At 68.9% G+C, this 14,187-nt stretch carries 17 protein-coding genes; 8 read left to right on the forward strand and 9 right to left on the reverse strand.

The window, feature by feature from the left end; genetic code table 11:
• The first annotated feature begins 9 nt into the window (after positions 1-9).
• From uraH to AC1RGU_RS09595, 5 genes are all read left to right on the forward strand, one after another.
• Positions 10-345 (forward strand): hydroxyisourate hydrolase, encoded by a 336-nt coding sequence (gene uraH / locus AC1RGU_RS09575; protein ID WP_062472877.1) that lies wholly within the window; start codon positions 10-12, stop codon positions 343-345.
• A gap of 19 nt (positions 346-364) precedes the next feature.
• Entirely contained in the window at positions 365-856 is a 492-nt protein-coding gene (locus AC1RGU_RS09580) for a nucleoside deaminase (RefSeq protein ID WP_492696184.1), read from the forward strand.
• A gap of 100 nt (positions 857-956) precedes the next feature.
• Positions 957-1,568, forward strand: coding sequence for a TetR/AcrR family transcriptional regulator (locus tag AC1RGU_RS09585; RefSeq protein WP_492696186.1), 612 nt, complete (start codon positions 957-959; stop codon positions 1,566-1,568).
• A gap of 53 nt (positions 1,569-1,621) precedes the next feature.
• Positions 1,622-2,071 (forward strand): nuclear transport factor 2 family protein, encoded by a 450-nt coding sequence (locus AC1RGU_RS09590; protein ID WP_492696188.1) that lies wholly within the window; start codon positions 1,622-1,624, stop codon positions 2,069-2,071.
• Between the two features lie 100 nt (positions 2,072-2,171).
• Complete coding sequence (locus AC1RGU_RS09595; RefSeq protein WP_492696190.1) at positions 2,172-3,869, forward strand: long-chain fatty acid--CoA ligase; 1,698 nt, start codon at positions 2,172-2,174, stop codon at positions 3,867-3,869.
• Here the strand turns inward: AC1RGU_RS09595 and AC1RGU_RS09600 are convergent.
• Complete coding sequence (locus tag AC1RGU_RS09600) at positions 3,861-4,799, reverse strand: LysR family transcriptional regulator (RefSeq protein WP_492696191.1); 939 nt, start codon at positions 4,797-4,799, stop codon at positions 3,861-3,863. The two genes, AC1RGU_RS09595 and AC1RGU_RS09600, sit on opposite strands and share 9 nt — an antisense overlap.
• Positions 4,800-4,938: 139 nt before the next feature.
• Here AC1RGU_RS09600 and AC1RGU_RS09605 point away from each other — a divergent pair, with 139 nt between their 5' ends.
• The gene (locus AC1RGU_RS09605) at positions 4,939-5,346 is read left to right on the forward strand and encodes a RidA family protein (protein WP_095745271.1); all 408 of its coding nucleotides are present in this window, start codon (positions 4,939-4,941) and stop codon (positions 5,344-5,346) included.
• Between the two features lie 208 nt (positions 5,347-5,554).
• On the opposite strand, the gene AC1RGU_RS09610 is transcribed toward AC1RGU_RS09605, so the two are convergent.
• From AC1RGU_RS09610 to mltG, 6 genes are all read right to left on the reverse strand, one after another.
• On the reverse strand, positions 5,555-6,235 hold the full coding sequence (locus AC1RGU_RS09610; protein WP_095745272.1) for an ankyrin repeat domain-containing protein: 681 nt from the start codon (positions 6,233-6,235) through the stop codon (positions 5,555-5,557).
• Positions 6,232-7,038 (reverse strand): TatD family hydrolase, encoded by an 807-nt coding sequence (locus AC1RGU_RS09615; protein WP_492696194.1) that lies wholly within the window; start codon positions 7,036-7,038, stop codon positions 6,232-6,234. Before AC1RGU_RS09615 ends, AC1RGU_RS09610 begins: the two co-directional genes overlap by 4 nt.
• 85 nt (positions 7,039-7,123) lie before the next feature.
• A complete protein-coding gene (locus AC1RGU_RS09620; RefSeq protein WP_062472893.1) occupies positions 7,124-7,507 on the reverse strand; it encodes a PilZ domain-containing protein in 384 nt (127 codons plus the stop codon).
• On the reverse strand, positions 7,504-8,526 hold the full coding sequence (locus AC1RGU_RS09625; protein ID WP_492696196.1) for a DNA polymerase III delta subunit-related protein: 1,023 nt from the start codon (positions 8,524-8,526) through the stop codon (positions 7,504-7,506). Before AC1RGU_RS09625 ends, AC1RGU_RS09620 begins: the two co-directional genes overlap by 4 nt.
• The gene (gene tmk / locus AC1RGU_RS09630) at positions 8,523-9,194 is read right to left on the reverse strand and encodes a dTMP kinase (protein WP_492696197.1); all 672 of its coding nucleotides are present in this window, start codon (positions 9,192-9,194) and stop codon (positions 8,523-8,525) included. Before tmk ends, AC1RGU_RS09625 begins: the two co-directional genes overlap by 4 nt.
• Positions 9,191-10,213 carry an endolytic transglycosylase MltG gene (gene mltG, locus AC1RGU_RS09635; protein ID WP_492696199.1) on the reverse strand — a complete coding sequence of 341 codons (1,023 nt, stop codon included), beginning with the start codon at positions 10,211-10,213 and terminating at the stop codon, positions 9,191-9,193. The genes tmk and mltG overlap by 4 nt, the downstream gene beginning before the upstream one ends.
• Before the next feature lie 138 nt (positions 10,214-10,351).
• On the opposite strand from mltG, the gene ygfZ reads away from it, so the two are divergent.
• On the forward strand, positions 10,352-11,278 hold the full coding sequence (ygfZ, locus tag AC1RGU_RS09640; protein WP_492696201.1) for a CAF17-like 4Fe-4S cluster assembly/insertion protein YgfZ: 927 nt from the start codon (positions 10,352-10,354) through the stop codon (positions 11,276-11,278).
• A gap of 147 nt (positions 11,279-11,425) precedes the next feature.
• A complete protein-coding gene (locus tag AC1RGU_RS09645; protein WP_390349914.1) occupies positions 11,426-12,355 on the forward strand; it encodes a hypothetical protein in 930 nt (309 codons plus the stop codon).
• A 15-nt stretch (positions 12,356-12,370) separates the two neighbouring features.
• On the opposite strand, the gene AC1RGU_RS09650 is transcribed toward AC1RGU_RS09645, so the two are convergent.
• On the reverse strand, positions 12,371-13,255 hold the full coding sequence (locus tag AC1RGU_RS09650; protein WP_095745275.1) for a YbgC/FadM family acyl-CoA thioesterase: 885 nt from the start codon (positions 13,253-13,255) through the stop codon (positions 12,371-12,373).
• Positions 13,252-14,166 carry an alpha/beta hydrolase gene (locus AC1RGU_RS09655; protein ID WP_159278324.1) on the reverse strand — a complete coding sequence of 305 codons (915 nt, stop codon included), beginning with the start codon at positions 14,164-14,166 and terminating at the stop codon, positions 13,252-13,254. Before AC1RGU_RS09655 ends, AC1RGU_RS09650 begins: the two co-directional genes overlap by 4 nt.
• Positions 14,167-14,187 lie beyond the last annotated feature (21 nt).

Raw genomic sequence — 14,187 nt, forward strand, 5'->3', positions numbered from 1 at the left:
TTTCTTCGTATGACCGGCATCACCACCCACGTGCTCGACATCACCACCGGCCGCCCGCTCGTCGGGCTGAAGGTCGACCTATACGACGTGGCGACCACGCCGCCGACGCGCCTGAACAGCACGCGCACCAACGCCGACGGCCGCACCGACGCGCCCATGCTGGCCGCTGCCTCGGCGCGCACCGGGCAGTTCGAGCTGCAGTTCCACGTCGGGGACCACTTCAAGGCGGCCGATGCGCTGTCCGACGTGGTGCCCGTGCGCTTCGCCATCGCCGACGCCGCGCAGCACTACCACGTGCCGATGCTGTGCGCCCCCTGGTTTTTTTCCACCTATCGCGGCAGCTGACCGCGGGAGCTTTTCCTGAATGACCACATCCCATGACCCCCACGCAGGTGCGTACCTGCTCGACTCCATCCGCCTCGCCATGGGCAACATCCGCGAACGCAAGACCTGGCCCTTCGGCGCCGTGATCGCGCGCGACGGCAAGGTGATTGCCACCGCCGTCAACGAAGTGGACGCCCTGTGCGACCCCTCGGCCCACGCCGAGATGCAGGCCGTGCGCGCCGCCGCAAAGGCATTGAAGAGCACCGACCTGTCGGGCTGCACCGTGTACGCCAGCGGCTACCCGTGCTCGATGTGCCTGACGGCGATGTACCTGTCGGGCGTGAAGGAGGTGTTCTACGCCTACTCGAACGAAGACGGCGAACCCTTCGACCTGTCGGCCGCACGCGGCTACGTCGAGATCGCCCGGCCGGTGGAACAGCGCGAGATGAAGCTGCATTCGCTGCCGGTGCGCGATGAGGCCGATGAGGACTTGTACGAGGCGTGGCACAAGGTGGCGCAGCCGGCGGGTTGAGCCGGAGACAGGGCTGCGCCCGGGCCTGCCGGGCCGATGCTGCGTGCCATACTGCCCGCGTGTTCACGTGGCGCAGCAGCCATCGAGGAGAAAGACGCACATGGTCCAGCAGGCCAAGCGCAGCGCAACCACCGTCGGGGCCATCCTCGCCTCGGCGCGACAGCTGTTCATCGAGCGGGGGTTCGCGGCGGTCAGCATCGACGACATCGCGGCCGGCGCGGGGATCGCCAAGGGCGGCCTGTATCACCACTTCCGCGCCAAGCACGACGTCTTCGAGGCGGTGCTCGATGCGGTGCAGGCCGAGCTTGCGGCGGAACTCGGCACACGCATCCAGCGCATCGAAGGGCACCGCTCGCCCCACACCATCGCGACCAACCTGCGCATCTACCTCGAAGCGGCCACGCAGGAAGGCCTGCGCCAGCTGATCCTGGTTGACGGGCCCGTGGTGCTCGGCTGGGAGCGCTGGCGCGGCATCGACGACCGTCACTTCATGGACTCGATCCGCACCGGGCTGGTGGCGATCATGCCGGCGGGCACGCCACCCGAAGAGATCGAGGCCGCCACGCGGCTCGTCGCCGGCGCGGTGGCCGAAGCGGCGCTGGCCTGCGGGGCGGCGCAAGACCCGATGGCGGCCGTGCAGCTGCACTGCCGGTTGCTCGAAACCATGCTGTGCGGGCTGCAGCAACACGGGTCGGGTTCGTCCCCGGATTGACAAACCGACTTTGAGTCGGTAAATTTTCTACATCGCATCCGATGGAGACAGACATGGCGTTTCCTGGCAAGACCGATCCCGCCGACCCCGCCCTGGGGACCGAAGCGTTGTTCGCGCGCTACCACGTCGGATGGGAAACACGCGACCCCGACCGCATCGCGTCGCTGCATTCCGAAGACACGACCTACTGGCTGCACGACGGTTCTGCACCGGTGCGCGGGCGCGAGGCGCTGCGCCAGTACTGCGTCGGCGTGTTCGCCCGCTATCCCTTCAGCTTCGAACTGCGGCGCAGCCTGTTCGGCGCGCGGCACTGGGTGCTGGAGTGGGTGATGGTGCTGCCACTGAAGGACACGGCAGGGAAGCCGTTCACCGCGCGCGTCGAGATGCTCGACGTGGTCGACGTCAACGACGCCGGCGAGGTGACGCGCAAGGACGTCTACATGAACGGCGCCCAGTCGCAGGCCGCCTTTGCACGCGCGGGCATCGCGCCCGGCCAGCCGTAGCCGTCTCGTTCTTGAAGCATCGCTCCCGCTTCCGGCTTGTCGGAAGCGGGCAGGGCGCAGCCACGCCCAACGATCGGTTACCACCCACCAGGAGCACGCCATGCAAACCCGCCCGCATCACACGTTCTGGCCCCGGCGCCTGCCGCGCGCCTTGCACGCGGCGCGCACGCCGCTGTGGGACAACCTCGCGGTCAATGCCCGCCGCTTTCCCGAGAAGGCGGCGCTCATCTTCATGGGCCGCACGATGAGCTACGCGCAGCTGTGGGCCGCGGTCGAGCGCCTGTCGGCCGGCCTGCATGCGCTGGGCGTGCGCCCCGGCGACCGCGTGCTGCTGGCGATGCAGAACTGCCCGCAGCTGGTGATCGCGCATTTCGCGATCCTGCGCGCCGATGCCGTGGTGGTGCCGGTCAATCCGATGAACCGCGCCGAGGAGCTGAAGCATTTCATCGTGGACCCCGATGCCCAGGTGGCGATTGCGACGGCGGACCTCGCGGTCGAGCTCGCGAAAGCCAGCGACGCCTTGCCGCAGGCGCAGCAGCTGCGCCACCTCGTCGTGACCCAGTTCACCGATGCCTTCGACCGGGCCGCGCTGTTGGAACAGGACATGCCGGCAGCCTGGGCGCCATGGCTGCTGCCGCGACGCGAACTGCCGACGCTGGCCGGTGGCGCGGTGCATGCGTGGTCCGACTGCCTGGCCTGCGAACAAGCACCGCCCACGGCCCGCGCCGATGCGGACGCACTGGCCCTGTTGCCCTACACCAGCGGCACGACCGGCCTGCCCAAGGGCTGCATGCTCAGCCACGCGAACGCGATGCACAACGCGATGGCCATCAACGCCTGGGGCAACGTGACGCCGCAGAGCATCCACCTCGTGGCCGTGCCGATGTTCCACATCACCGGCATGGTCGGCGTCATGCACGCGGCGATGCAGGTGGGCGCCACGGCCGTGCTGATGCCGCGCTGGGACCGCGAACTGGCGGGCCGGCTGATCGCCACGCACCAGGTCACGCACTGGGCCAACATCCCGACCATGGTCATCGACCTCTTGGCCAGCCCGAACGTGGCGCGCTTCGACCTGTCGAGCCTGGTCGCCATCGGCGGCGGCGGGGCGGCGATGCCGCAGGCGGTGGCACAGCGGCTGTTCGAGCAGTACGGCCTGCGTTATGTCGAGGCCTATGGCCTCACCGAGACCGCCGCGCCCTCGCACTACAACCCGCCCGACGCACCCAAGCTGCAGTGCCTGGGCATCCCGTTCATGAGCACCGACGCGCGCGTGATCGACCCCGACACGGGCCGCGAGGTCGTGCCGGGTGCGCAGGGCGAGATCGTGATCCACGGGCCGCAGGTCTTCGCGGGCTACTGGAAGCGCCCGGCGGACACCGAGGCCGCCTTCGTCGAGATCGACGGCAAGCGCTTCTTCCGCTCCGGCGACATGGGGCATGTGGACGGGGAGGGCTACTTCTTCGTCACCGACCGGCTCAAGCGGATGATCAACGCGAGCGGCTTCAAGGTCTGGCCGGCCGAGGTGGAAGCGCTGATGTTCCGCCACCCGGCGATCCAGGAGGCCTGCGTGATCGCGACCCGGGACGCCTACCGCGGCGAATCGGTCAAGGCGCTGGTGGTGCTCAAGCCTGCGCAAGCGCCGGTGAGCGCGCAGGACATCATCGACTGGTGCGCCGCGAACATGGCGGCGTACAAGGCGCCGCGCGTGGTGCAGTTCGTCGACACGCTGCCCAAGAGCGGCAGCGGCAAGGTGATGTGGCGGGCGGTGCAGGAAGCAGAGGCTGCGTCAACCTGAACCCGACGGGCCCGGGCGAACGATGACCGGCGCATGCTGCGCCATCAGCCCGGCGACCCACTCGATGAACGCGCGCAGCTTGGCGCTCACATGCCGGTTCGGCGCGAACGCCACGTACAGCGGCATCGGATCGAGCTGCCAGTCTTCGAACAGCGGCAGCAGTTCGCCGCGCGCCCGGTGCGGCGCGGCCATGTAGTCCGGCAGCCAGAGGATGCCCAGGCCCGCCAGCCCCGCGGCGAGGTAGGCGTTGCCGTCGTCGACCGAGAGCACGTAGCGGCCCTGCACGTCGACGCGCTCGCCGCCCCGGCGCATGGCGTACGGAAAGGTCTTGCCGTGGCGCGACCACAGGAAGCCGACGATGCGGTGGTGCGTGTCTTCCAGCTCGCGCGGGTGCGTCGGCGTGCCGGCCAGTTCCAGGTAACTCGGCGTCGCGTAGACCCCGAGCTGCAGGTCGCCCACGCGGCGGGCCATGAGCGAGGGGTCGGTGAGTTCGCCGCCGCGCACGACGCAATCGACGTTCTCGCCGATCACATCGACCATGCGATCGCTCACGCCCATGTCGAGCTGGATGTCGGGGTAGCGCGCATGGAAGGCCGGCAGCGCGGGCACCAGGATCATGCGGGCCAGCGGGCTGGGCACGTCCACGCGCAGGCGGCCGCGGGGCAGGGCGGCGGCGCTCGACAGGCTGGTCTCGGCATCGTCCAGGTCGGCCAGCAGCCGCACCGCACGCTCGTAGTACGCCGCGCCATCGGCCGTGACGTTCACCTTGCGCGTCGTGCGATTGAGCAGCTTCACGCGCAGCCGCGCCTCCAACTGCTGCACGAGCTGGGTCAGGCTGGTCTTGCTCATGTGCAGCGTGTCGGCGGCCTTGGTGAAGCTGCCGGCTTCCACCACGCGGGTGAAGCCCTGCATTGCATCGAAACGGTCCATGAGAGGGCTCCTGCGGGGCGTGTGCCGTGATTGTTTGGGATCTGCAAACAGTGATTGTTGGCATTGCCCGTTTATCGCCGAAGCGAGGCTTCCTAAAGTCCCTGCATCGTCCTCACTCACCGCAGAAAGAAAGCACCCCATGGCCTCACGCGACGTCGTTTTTCCACCCGGGCGCCAGGCGCTCTACGAACGCAACCGCTATTCGCCGGCCGTTCGCTCCAACGGCTTCCTGTTCGTGTCGGGGCAGGTCGGCAGCCGCGAAGACGGCTCGCCGGAACCCGAGCTGGAGGCCCAGGTGCGGCGCGCGTTCGACAACCTGAACGCGATCCTGAAAGCCGCGGGCTGCACCTTCGACGACGTGGTCGACGTGACGGTCTTCATCGTTGATCCGGAATCGAACTTCGAAACGATCTGGAAACTGGTGCCCGAGTACTGGGGCGAAGCGCCGCACCCGACGCTGACCGGCATTGGGGTGACGTGGCTCTATGGCTTTCAGTTCGAGATCAAGGTGATTGCGAAGCTGCCGGATGGGAGCACGCTGAGCTGATTCGATTCAGGGCAACTTCGCTCAGGCCTGAAATGAAGGGCTGTGCGAAGTGCGAAGGCCGGAAGGGCATTGGGCTCGAGTCGAGGACTGCCAAGGCTCTCTGGTTCATAGCGCCAAACGGTCTGCACCTGCACAAGTCATTTTACATAATGCACATTGTGTTGATTTTAGATGAGCCATCCCAGCCGCATTCAACCCATCCAGCCGCTCACCATTTCCCATCCTTCGGCACCGCCTTCACCCCGTTCGCCTTCGCATCCCCAGCCGCCTTGATCAACTCCGCAGACTCAGCCCGATTGGCCTTCACTGCAAAGTCGACCGCGGTCATACCGAGCTGGTTTTTCATCGCCGTGTCCGCGCCTTCGGCCAGCAGCAGCTTCACGGCATCGTTCGATCCGTACATCGCGGCCATCATCAGCGGCGTGGTGCCGTTGGGCGACTGGGCGTCGATGAAGGCGTGGTTCTCGAGCAGCAGCTTCATGATCGAGAGTTGCCCGCTGCTGGCCGCGTAATGCAGTGGTGCCCAGCCGGTCTTGTTGACGGCGGCGTCGCGTTTGAGCAGTTGCACCACCAGGTCCTGCTGGCCCTTGATCGATGCCAGCATGAGCGGCGTTTCGTCCTTGGCGTTGGCCAGGTCAACGTTGAGCTGCGGCGACTCCATCAGCACCTGGATGACCTTCGGCGACGGCTCGCGCAGCGCGAGCATCAAGCCGGTCTGGCCGTGTTCGTCGCGCGTGTTCGGGTCGAAACCGCGGTTCAGCAGGGTGCGCACACCGCTGGCGTTGTCGCCGCGCACGGCACGGAAAAAGTCTTCGAACGAACCCGCATGCGCTGCAAAAGATGCAGCCATGACAACAAGATATATCGACTTCTTAAAGTAGTTTTTCATGATTTGACTTCCCTGAACAAAGCTTCGAAGTTGTCGCTTGTCGCCTTGGCGATGTCCTCTACGGGCATTTGTCGCAGTTCGGCGATCTGTTGCGCCACGAAGGGCACGTACGACGGGTTGTTGGTCTTGCCTCGGTACGGCACGGGCGCCAGGTACGGGCTGTCCGTCTCGATCAGCATGCGGTCCAGCGGCACGAAGGCCGCCACGTCGCGCAGGTCCTGGGCTTTCTTGAAGGTCAGGATGCCCGAAAAGGAGATGTAGAAACCCAGGTCGAGCGCGGCGCGTGCCACCTCGGCGGTTTCGGTGAAGCAATGGAACACGCCGCCGGCCGCCCTGCCCGCGCCGTCTTCGCCCTCCTCCTTGAGGATGGCCAGCGTGTCGGCCGAGGCGTCGCGGGTGTGGATGATGAGCGGCTTGCGGGTCTGTTGCGCGGCGCGGATGTGCACGCGGAAGCGGTCACGCTGCCACTCCATGTCGGCGATGCTCCGCCCGCCCTTGCGTTCTTCCATCTGGTAGTAGTCGAGGCCGGTTTCGCCGATGGCCACGACACGCGGGCGCGCCGACAGGCGTACCAGCTCTTCCACGGTGGGCTCGGCGATGTCCTCGTTGTCGGGGTGCACGCCCACGCTGGCCCAGAAGTTGTCGTAGCTGGCGGCCAGGGCCTGCACGTCGTCGAATTCCTCGAGCTTGGTGCAGATGCACAGCGCCCGGTCGACCTTGGCGGCGGCCATGGCGGCGCGGATCTGGGGCATCTGGTCCGCGAATTCGGGGAAGGTCAGGTGGCAGTGGGAGTCGGTGAACATCGGAAAGGATGAAGTGCGGCGCGCCTGTGGGAGATCGCGCCGTGTCCGGAGTTCCGCGTCACGGGGACGGCGGCGGAGAAAGAACTCAGATGGTCTGGGTCGGGCGGTCGGAGGCCATGGAGCCGCCGAGCGCGGCTTCGATGCGCGCCTTCAGCTGGCGCGACTTCTCGTCCGAGGGAAAGCGCACGCCGACGCCCGGCGCCCGGTTGCCGGCGGCGCGGGCCGGCGTGATCCAGGCGACCTTGCCGGCCACCGGATAGCGCTGCGGGTCTTCGGGCAGCGTGAGCAGCACGTAGACGTCGTCACCCAGCCGGTACTCGCGCGTGGTCGGAATGAAGATGCCGCCCTCGGCAAACAGCGGGATGTAGGCCGCGTAGAGCGCGCCCTTTTCCTTGATGGCGAGCTGGATGACGCTCGGCCGGGCGGGCGTGGCAGACGAAGCGGCGGCGGGAGCGACAGGTTGGTTCATGGGCGGCGAGCGGCAGAGTTTAGGGTGCTTCGCGCCTCGCTCACAAGCGCTTCGAGCATGAGGCCGGCGTTGAACGGGTGCTCGGCGGTCCGCGCGGCGGCGGCGAGCGACTTCGACCAGCGCGCCAGCGCCAGCTTGTGCGGGGCCGGCGGCAGGTCGGCCGCGTCGAAGAAACGGGGTTCGGCGCCGTGGCCCACGGCCATGAGGTCGTGGCAGAGCTTTTGCAGCGAGACGACGGCCTGGGCGGGCGCCTGGTCGGCCAGCGCGCCCACGTCGCCGCGCGACACGGCCTTGGGCAGCAGCGACCACGCCTTGGGCGACTGGCCCGAGCGCGCCAGCCGCAGCGCATCGCTGGGCCGTCCGCCCGCGGCACGCAGCAGTTGCGCCGCATCGGTGGCCGGCACGTCCTGCGCCACCAGCCAGGCCTCGGCCTCGGCGGTTTCGGGCCACGGCAGCGTGAAGCCCAGGCAGCGGCTGCGGATGGTCGGCAGCAACTGCCACGCGGCCTCGCTCGCGAGCACGAAGCGCACGTCGCCGACGGGTTCCTCGAGCGTCTTGAGCAGCGCGTTGGCGGTGATGGTGTTCATGCGCTCGGCCGGATACACGAGCACGACCTTGCCGCGGCCGCGCGCGCTGGTGCGCTGGGCAAAGCCGACGGCGTCGCGCATGGCTTCGACGCGGATCTCGCGGCTCGCCTTGCGCTTCTTGTCGTCGATGTCGGACTGGGCCTTTTCGTCGAGCGGCCAGCCCAGTTCCTGCATCGCGACCTCGGGCATCAGCACGCACAGGTCGGCGTGGGTGCGGACCTCGATGGCATGGCAGCTCGCGCAGTGGCCGCAGGCGGCACCGCCCTCCTCCACCGGCTGTTCGCACAGCCACGCGGCGGCGAGCGCCAGGGCGAGTTCGTACTGGCCGATGCCCGATGGGCCTTGCAGCAGCCAGGCATGCCCGCGCTGGCGCAACAGCTCGGCCAAGGGCTGGCGCAGCCACGGGGTCAGCGTGTTCACCGGCTCGCTCATCGCGCGGCTCCCTGCACCGGCGACAGCACACCACGCGCCACCAGCGCCGTGTCGATCTGTTGCCAGACCTGGTCGCGGGCCTGGCTCGCGTCGATGCGCACGAAGCGCGAGGCATCGGCGGCGGCGCGGGCCGCATAGCCCTGCGCCACGCGGCGGAAGAACTCGACGGGCTGGGCCTCGAACTTGTCGGGCACGCGCGCACCGGCCAGGCGCTGGGCGGCGATCTCGGGGGCGAGGTCGAACCACACGGTCACCTGGGGTTGCAGCAGTTGCGACGCAGGCAGACCTGCCTGGCCCGCCTGCACCCACTGTTCGAGGGTCGACAGCACAGCGGTGTCGAAGCCGCGTCCCGCGCCCTGGTAGGCGAAGGTGGCGTCGGTGAAGCGATCGCACAGCACGACCTCGCCGCGCGCCAGCGCCGGCTCGATGACCTGGGCGATGTGGTCGCAACGCGCCGCGAACACCAGCAGCGATTCGGTCAACGGGTTCATCGGCTGTTCGAGCACCAGCCCGCGCAGCGTCTCGGCCAGCGGCGTGCCGCCGGGTTCGCGCGTGCGCACCACGGTGCGGCCCTGTGCCTTGAAGCGGGCTTCCAGCGCGTCGAGGTGGCTCGACTTGCCCGCGCCGTCGATGCCTTCCAGCGTCAGAAACAGACCGGTGTCGCTCATTGGGTCGCCTTGGGTTGAGGGCTGCCGCCGCCTCGCTGATAGCGGTTGACCGCGCGGTTGTGGTCGTCGAGCGAGCTGCTGAACTGGCTCGTGCCGTCGCCGCGCGAGACGAAGTACAGCGACTTGCTCTGCGCCGGCTGCACGGCCGCCAGCAGCGCGGCCTTGCCGGGCATGGCGATCGGCGTGGGCGGCAGGCCGCCGCGGGTGTAGGTGTTCCAGGGCGTGTCGGTCTGCAGGTCGCGCTTGCGCAGGTTGCCGTCGAAGGCGGTGCCCATGCCGTAGATCACGGTCGGGTCGGTCTGCAGCGGCATGCCGATGCGAAGCCGGTTGGTGAAGACGGCGGCAATCTCCGCACGGTCGTTGGCCTTGCCTGTCTCTTTTTCGACAATGCTGGCCAAAATAAGCGCCTCATCGGCCGATTTGAGCGGTAAATCGGCCGCGCGTGCCGCCCAGGCGGCCTCGAGCTTCTTGTCCATGGCCCGCATGGCACGCTGCAGCAGCGCGATGTCGGTCGAGCCCTTCGAATAGGTGTAGGTGTCCGGGAAGAAGCGCCCTTCGGGGTGCAGGCCCGGCTTGCCCAGCGCGGCCATCAGCGCGTCTTCGCTCATGCCCACGCTTTCGGGTTTGAGCTGCTCGGCCTTGGCGAGCGCGGCGCGCACCTGGCGGATGTTCCAGCCTTCGACCAGCACCACACTGCGCGTGGCCTCCTCGCCGCGCACCAGGATGTTGAGCAGCAGCTTGGGCGTGACACCGCGTTCCAGTTCGTAACTGCCGGCGCGCATCTGGCGGTCTTGCCCCGACACGCGGAACCACAGGTACAGCAGCTGCGGCTGCACATCGACGCCGGTGTCGGCCACGGCCTGCGCGATGCCGCGCGGCGTGGTGCCGGGCTCCACCGACAGGTCGACGCTGGGCGTCGGCAACTTGAGCGGCTGGTGCACCCACCAGAGACCGGCGCCGCCGAGCGCCAGAACGGCCAGGGCCACGAGCAGGAAGAGCGTGAGGAAGAAGCTGCGCACGAATCCGAGGAAAAGACGGAGGAAGAAAAAGGGCTGGCAAGCAGATGGACACCGACCCGCGGGAACGGCCGGCCCCGTCGCTGCGACGGGGAATCCCTGCCGCCCCGAAGGAACAGGCACGGCCATGATAATTCAGCGATGACCACAGTCGTTCTCAACGGGGTGAGCACCCTGCCCCACCTCGGCGTGATCCGCGCCGAAGGCCCCGATGCCGCCAGCTTTCTGCACGGCCAGCTCACGCAGGATTTCTCGCTGCTCGGCGCCACCGAGGCCCGCCTGGCGGCGCTCTGCACGGCCAAGGGCCGCGTGATCGCCAGCTTCATCGGCATCCGGCCACAACCCGAACTCATCCTGCTGGTGTGCAGCCGCGACATCCTGGCAGCCACGCTCAAGCGCCTGTCGATGTACGTGCTGCGCGCCAAGGTCAAGCTGACCGATGCCACCGAGCAGTTCGCGCTGCACGGCGTGGCCGGCACGGCACTGACCGCCAACGGCCTGGACGCGGCCCTGCCGCCCGGTCGCCGCACGGCCATCGGCGAAGACATCAGCGTGGTGTCGCTGTACCCGGCCGACGGCGTGCCGCGCGCGCTGTGGATCGCTCCGACCGACCAGAAGGCGCCCGTGGGCCCCACGCTCGACGCCGCGCTGTGGCCCTGGAGCGAGGTGCGCAGCGGCATCGTCACGCTGACCACGCCGGTGATCGAGGCCTTCGTGCCGCAGATGATCAACTACGAGTCGGTGGGCGGCGTGAACTTCAAGAAGGGCTGCTACCCCGGCCAGGAAATCGTGGCCCGCAGCCAGTTCCGCGGCACGCTCAAGCGCCGCACCTACCTCGCGCAGACCGACGCGCCGCTGGCCGCGGGCCAGGAGGTGTTCGCGGCCAACGACGCCGAACAGCCCGTGGGCACCGTGGCGCAGGCCGCGCCCGCGCCCGATGGCGGCTGGTCGGCGCTCATCTCCATCCAGATCGCCGCGCTCGAGGCCGGCGGCCTGCACGCGGGTGCGCCCGGCGGACCGGCGCTGTCGGTCGAGCCGCTGCCCTATCCGCTGCTCGAAGACATCTGATTTCCCCTGCGTCCCTGCCTTCTTTCCGGGGGCGCTTGGCGCTGTCTCACCGACAGCGCCATTTTTTTTACGCGACGCTTAACCCCGTTCGCGAGGCCCCGCCGTAGAAGCCTGCATCGATCCACTCCTGGCAAGGAAGCCACCATGATGCAGCGCAGACTTCTCCTCACCACCGTCCTGGCCCTGACCGCGCTGTCGGCGGGGGCGGAAAGCCCGATGCGGCCGTACCCCTCCGGTGCCAGCCGCATCGGCGGCCTGATGAACATCAGCATCGTCGACCGCACGAGCGGCGCCGAGCTGCCGATCTACCGCCACCGCGGCGAGTACTGGGTGGCCGGCCGTCCTGGCGCGCGCTATGCGATCCGGGCGCGCAACGCGATGGGCGAACGCATCATGGCCGTGATGTCGGTGGACGGCGTCAACGTCGTCACCGGCGAAACCGCCGGCGTTGGCCAGAACGGCTACGTGTTCGGCCCGCGCGAGCGCAGCGACATCGCGGGCTGGCGCAAGAGCGATTCGCAGATCGCGGCGTTTGAATTCGCCGCCGCCGGCAATTCCTACGCGAGCCGCACCGGCCGACCCGACGACGTGGGCGTCATCGGCGTCGCGATGTTCCGCGAACGCCGGCCGGAACCGCCGCCGCCGGTCGTGACGCCCTATCCGTCGCGCGACGAGTACAGCGGCGGCAACAGCAGCCGTGAACGGCGCAGCGAGGCGCCGCCGGCACCGTCGTCGATGGGCGATGCGCGCGCCAAGGCGGCCCCACCCGCCGGCAGCGCCGGCAACGCCGACATGGCCGCCGAGTCGTCCGCCAGCGCCATGGCCCGCCAGTCGGCGCCCAGCCCGAGCCTGGGCACGGCCCACGGACGGCGCGAGACCTCGTACGTCGGCAAGACGACCTTCGAGCGCGCCAGCTCGCAGCCCGACGAGGTGATCCGCATCCGCTACGACAGCCGCGAGAACCTGGTCGCCGCGGGCGTCATCCCGGTGCCGCAGCGCTGGCCGCGCCCGTCGGGCCCGTCGCCCTTCCCCGGCTCGGACCCCGGCTACGTGCCGGACCCGCCGGCCCGCTATTGATTGAAGGCGCTGCGCTCAGCGCAGCGCGCGCCGCATCTCGATGTGCGCAATGCCGGCCTCCTCGAAAGGCTGGCCGTGCACCGCGTAGCCCAGCCGCGCATAGAAGCGCTCGGCGCTGCGCTGCGCATTGAGCGCCACCTCGCGGTCGCCGCGTGCGCGGGCCGCGTCTTCCAGCGCCTGCACCACGGCCGCGCCGTGGCCGCCGCTGCGCAAGGTGCGGTGCACCGCCATGCGGCCGATGTGCGAGACGCCGTCCTCGGCGGGCAGCAGCCGGCCGGTGCCGATGACCTGGCCGAGCCGGTTGCGCGCCACCGCGTGCAGCACGACGGCGTCGTGCGCGTCCCACTCCAGTTCCTTGGGAATGTTCTGTTCCTCGATGAACACGGCGCGGCGCAGCGCGCTCGCGCCTTCGCCGAGCGTGGCCCAGTCGCCGGTCTCCACGGTACGCATCGGCTCGCCGGCCTCGAAGGCCGTCAGCGTCTCGCGCAGGGCCGCGGGCACCGGCTTCGAGGTCTGCGTGGCCGGGTCGGCGAACACGTAGACCAGCTCGCAGCCCACCAGGAACTCGTCCTGGCGGAACAGACCGCCCTGGAAAATGATCGACGAGTTGCCGATGCGCGCGCACTTCATGCCCACGTCGATCACGTCGTCCATGCGGGCCGAGGCGCGGAAGTCGATGGTCGCCTTGCGCACGTACAGGTCGCCGCCCAGCGAATGCATGGCCTCTTCGTACGGCAGCGCCATCGCGCGCCAGTAGTCGGCGATGGCGGTGTCGAAGTACATCAGGTAGTGCGCGTTGAAGACGATCTTCTGCATGTCCACTTCGGCCCAGCGCACGCGCAGGCGGTGGAAGTAATGGAAGTCCTCGCGGCGGACCGGGGTGTTGTTGTTCTCGCTCATGGGTTCAATGCCTCTTTCAGTGCGCGGGCCGCGTCGTTCTGCGCCTGCAGCGCCTCGGGAATCGCGCGGCCCATCTTGATGAATTCGTGGATCACGCCACGGTAGATTTCCAGGTCGACCGCCACGCCCGCGGCGCGCAGCTTGTCGGCGTAGGCGATGCCTTCGTCCACCACCGGGTCGGCCTCGGCCAGCCCGATCCAGGCCGGCGCCACGTCGTCGACGTCGTCGGCCAGCAAGGGCGCGAAACGCCAGTCGTCGCGGTCGGCGGGCGTGTTCACGTACTGGGCGAAGAAGAAGTCGATCATGGCCTTGGTCAGCAGCGGGCCGTCGACATGGCGTCGGTGCGACTCGGTGTCCTGGTGCGCGGCCATGCCGGGGTAGATGAGCAGCTGCAGCGCCACCGGCAGGCCGGCATCGCGCGCCAGGATGGCGCACACGGCCGCCAGCGTGCCGCCCGCGCTGTCGCCGCCCACCGCCAGGCGCGTGCCGTCGAGGCCCAGGCTCGCGCCCTGCGTGGCGATGAACTGGAAGGCGTCCCAGGCGTCGTTCGACGCGGTCGGGAACTTGTGCGCGGGCGCGAGCCGGTAGTCGACCGACACCACCGCGCAGCCGCTCTTGAGACTGAGCACGCGGCACAGCGTGTCGTGCGTGCGGATGTTGCCGACCGTGAAGCCGCCGCCGTGGAAGTACACGAGCACCGGCAGCACCTCGGCCGACGGCGCATACAGCCGCGCGGGAATGGCGTGGCCGTCGCGCGCGGCGATGTGGAAGTCTTCGATGCGCGCCAGCTCGGGCTTGGGCACTTCGAGCACGCCCGCGCCCTTTTCGTACGAGGCCTTGGCTTCGTCGGGCGTGAGTTGGTCGAGCGGCGGATGGCCCGCGCGCGCCATGCGCTCGACCACGCCGGCCATCTTCGGGGTGAGTGCGGGTTG

The sequence above is a fragment of the Variovorax sp. GW823-FHT02B07 genome (assembly GCF_058797695.1).

Bases quoted from the DNA above. Each gene is read 5' to 3' on its own strand.
- ygfZ (WP_492696201.1), top strand. From the start codon at position 10,352: ATGACCACAGTCGTTCTCAACGGGGTGAGCACCCTGCCCCACCTCGGC.
- AC1RGU_RS09620 (WP_062472893.1), bottom strand. From the start codon at position 7,507: ATGAACCAACCTGTCGCTCCCGCCGCCGCTTCGTCTGCCACGCCCGCC.
- AC1RGU_RS09595 (WP_492696190.1), top strand. From the start codon at position 2,172: ATGCAAACCCGCCCGCATCACACGTTCTGGCCCCGGCGCCTGCCGCGC.
- AC1RGU_RS09600 (WP_492696191.1), bottom strand. From the start codon at position 4,799: ATGGACCGTTTCGATGCAATGCAGGGCTTCACCCGCGTGGTGGAAGCC.
- AC1RGU_RS09605 (WP_095745271.1), top strand. From the start codon at position 4,939: ATGGCCTCACGCGACGTCGTTTTTCCACCCGGGCGCCAGGCGCTCTAC.
- AC1RGU_RS09580 (WP_492696184.1), top strand. From the start codon at position 365: ATGACCACATCCCATGACCCCCACGCAGGTGCGTACCTGCTCGACTCC.
- tmk (WP_492696197.1), bottom strand. From the start codon at position 9,194: ATGAGCGACACCGGTCTGTTTCTGACGCTGGAAGGCATCGACGGCGCG.
- uraH (WP_062472877.1), top strand. From the start codon at position 10: ATGACCGGCATCACCACCCACGTGCTCGACATCACCACCGGCCGCCCG.
- AC1RGU_RS09585 (WP_492696186.1), top strand. From the start codon at position 957: ATGGTCCAGCAGGCCAAGCGCAGCGCAACCACCGTCGGGGCCATCCTC.
- AC1RGU_RS09590 (WP_492696188.1), top strand. From the start codon at position 1,622: ATGGCGTTTCCTGGCAAGACCGATCCCGCCGACCCCGCCCTGGGGACC.
- AC1RGU_RS09655 (WP_159278324.1), bottom strand. From the start codon at position 14,166: ATGGCCGGCGTGGTCGAGCGCATGGCGCGCGCGGGCCATCCGCCGCTC.
- AC1RGU_RS09615 (WP_492696194.1), bottom strand. From the start codon at position 7,038: ATGTTCACCGACTCCCACTGCCACCTGACCTTCCCCGAATTCGCGGAC.
- AC1RGU_RS09610 (WP_095745272.1), bottom strand. From the start codon at position 6,235: ATGAAAAACTACTTTAAGAAGTCGATATATCTTGTTGTCATGGCTGCA.
- AC1RGU_RS09650 (WP_095745275.1), bottom strand. From the start codon at position 13,255: ATGAGCGAGAACAACAACACCCCGGTCCGCCGCGAGGACTTCCATTAC.
- AC1RGU_RS09645 (WP_390349914.1), top strand. From the start codon at position 11,426: ATGCAGCGCAGACTTCTCCTCACCACCGTCCTGGCCCTGACCGCGCTG.
- AC1RGU_RS09625 (WP_492696196.1), bottom strand. From the start codon at position 8,526: ATGAGCGAGCCGGTGAACACGCTGACCCCGTGGCTGCGCCAGCCCTTG.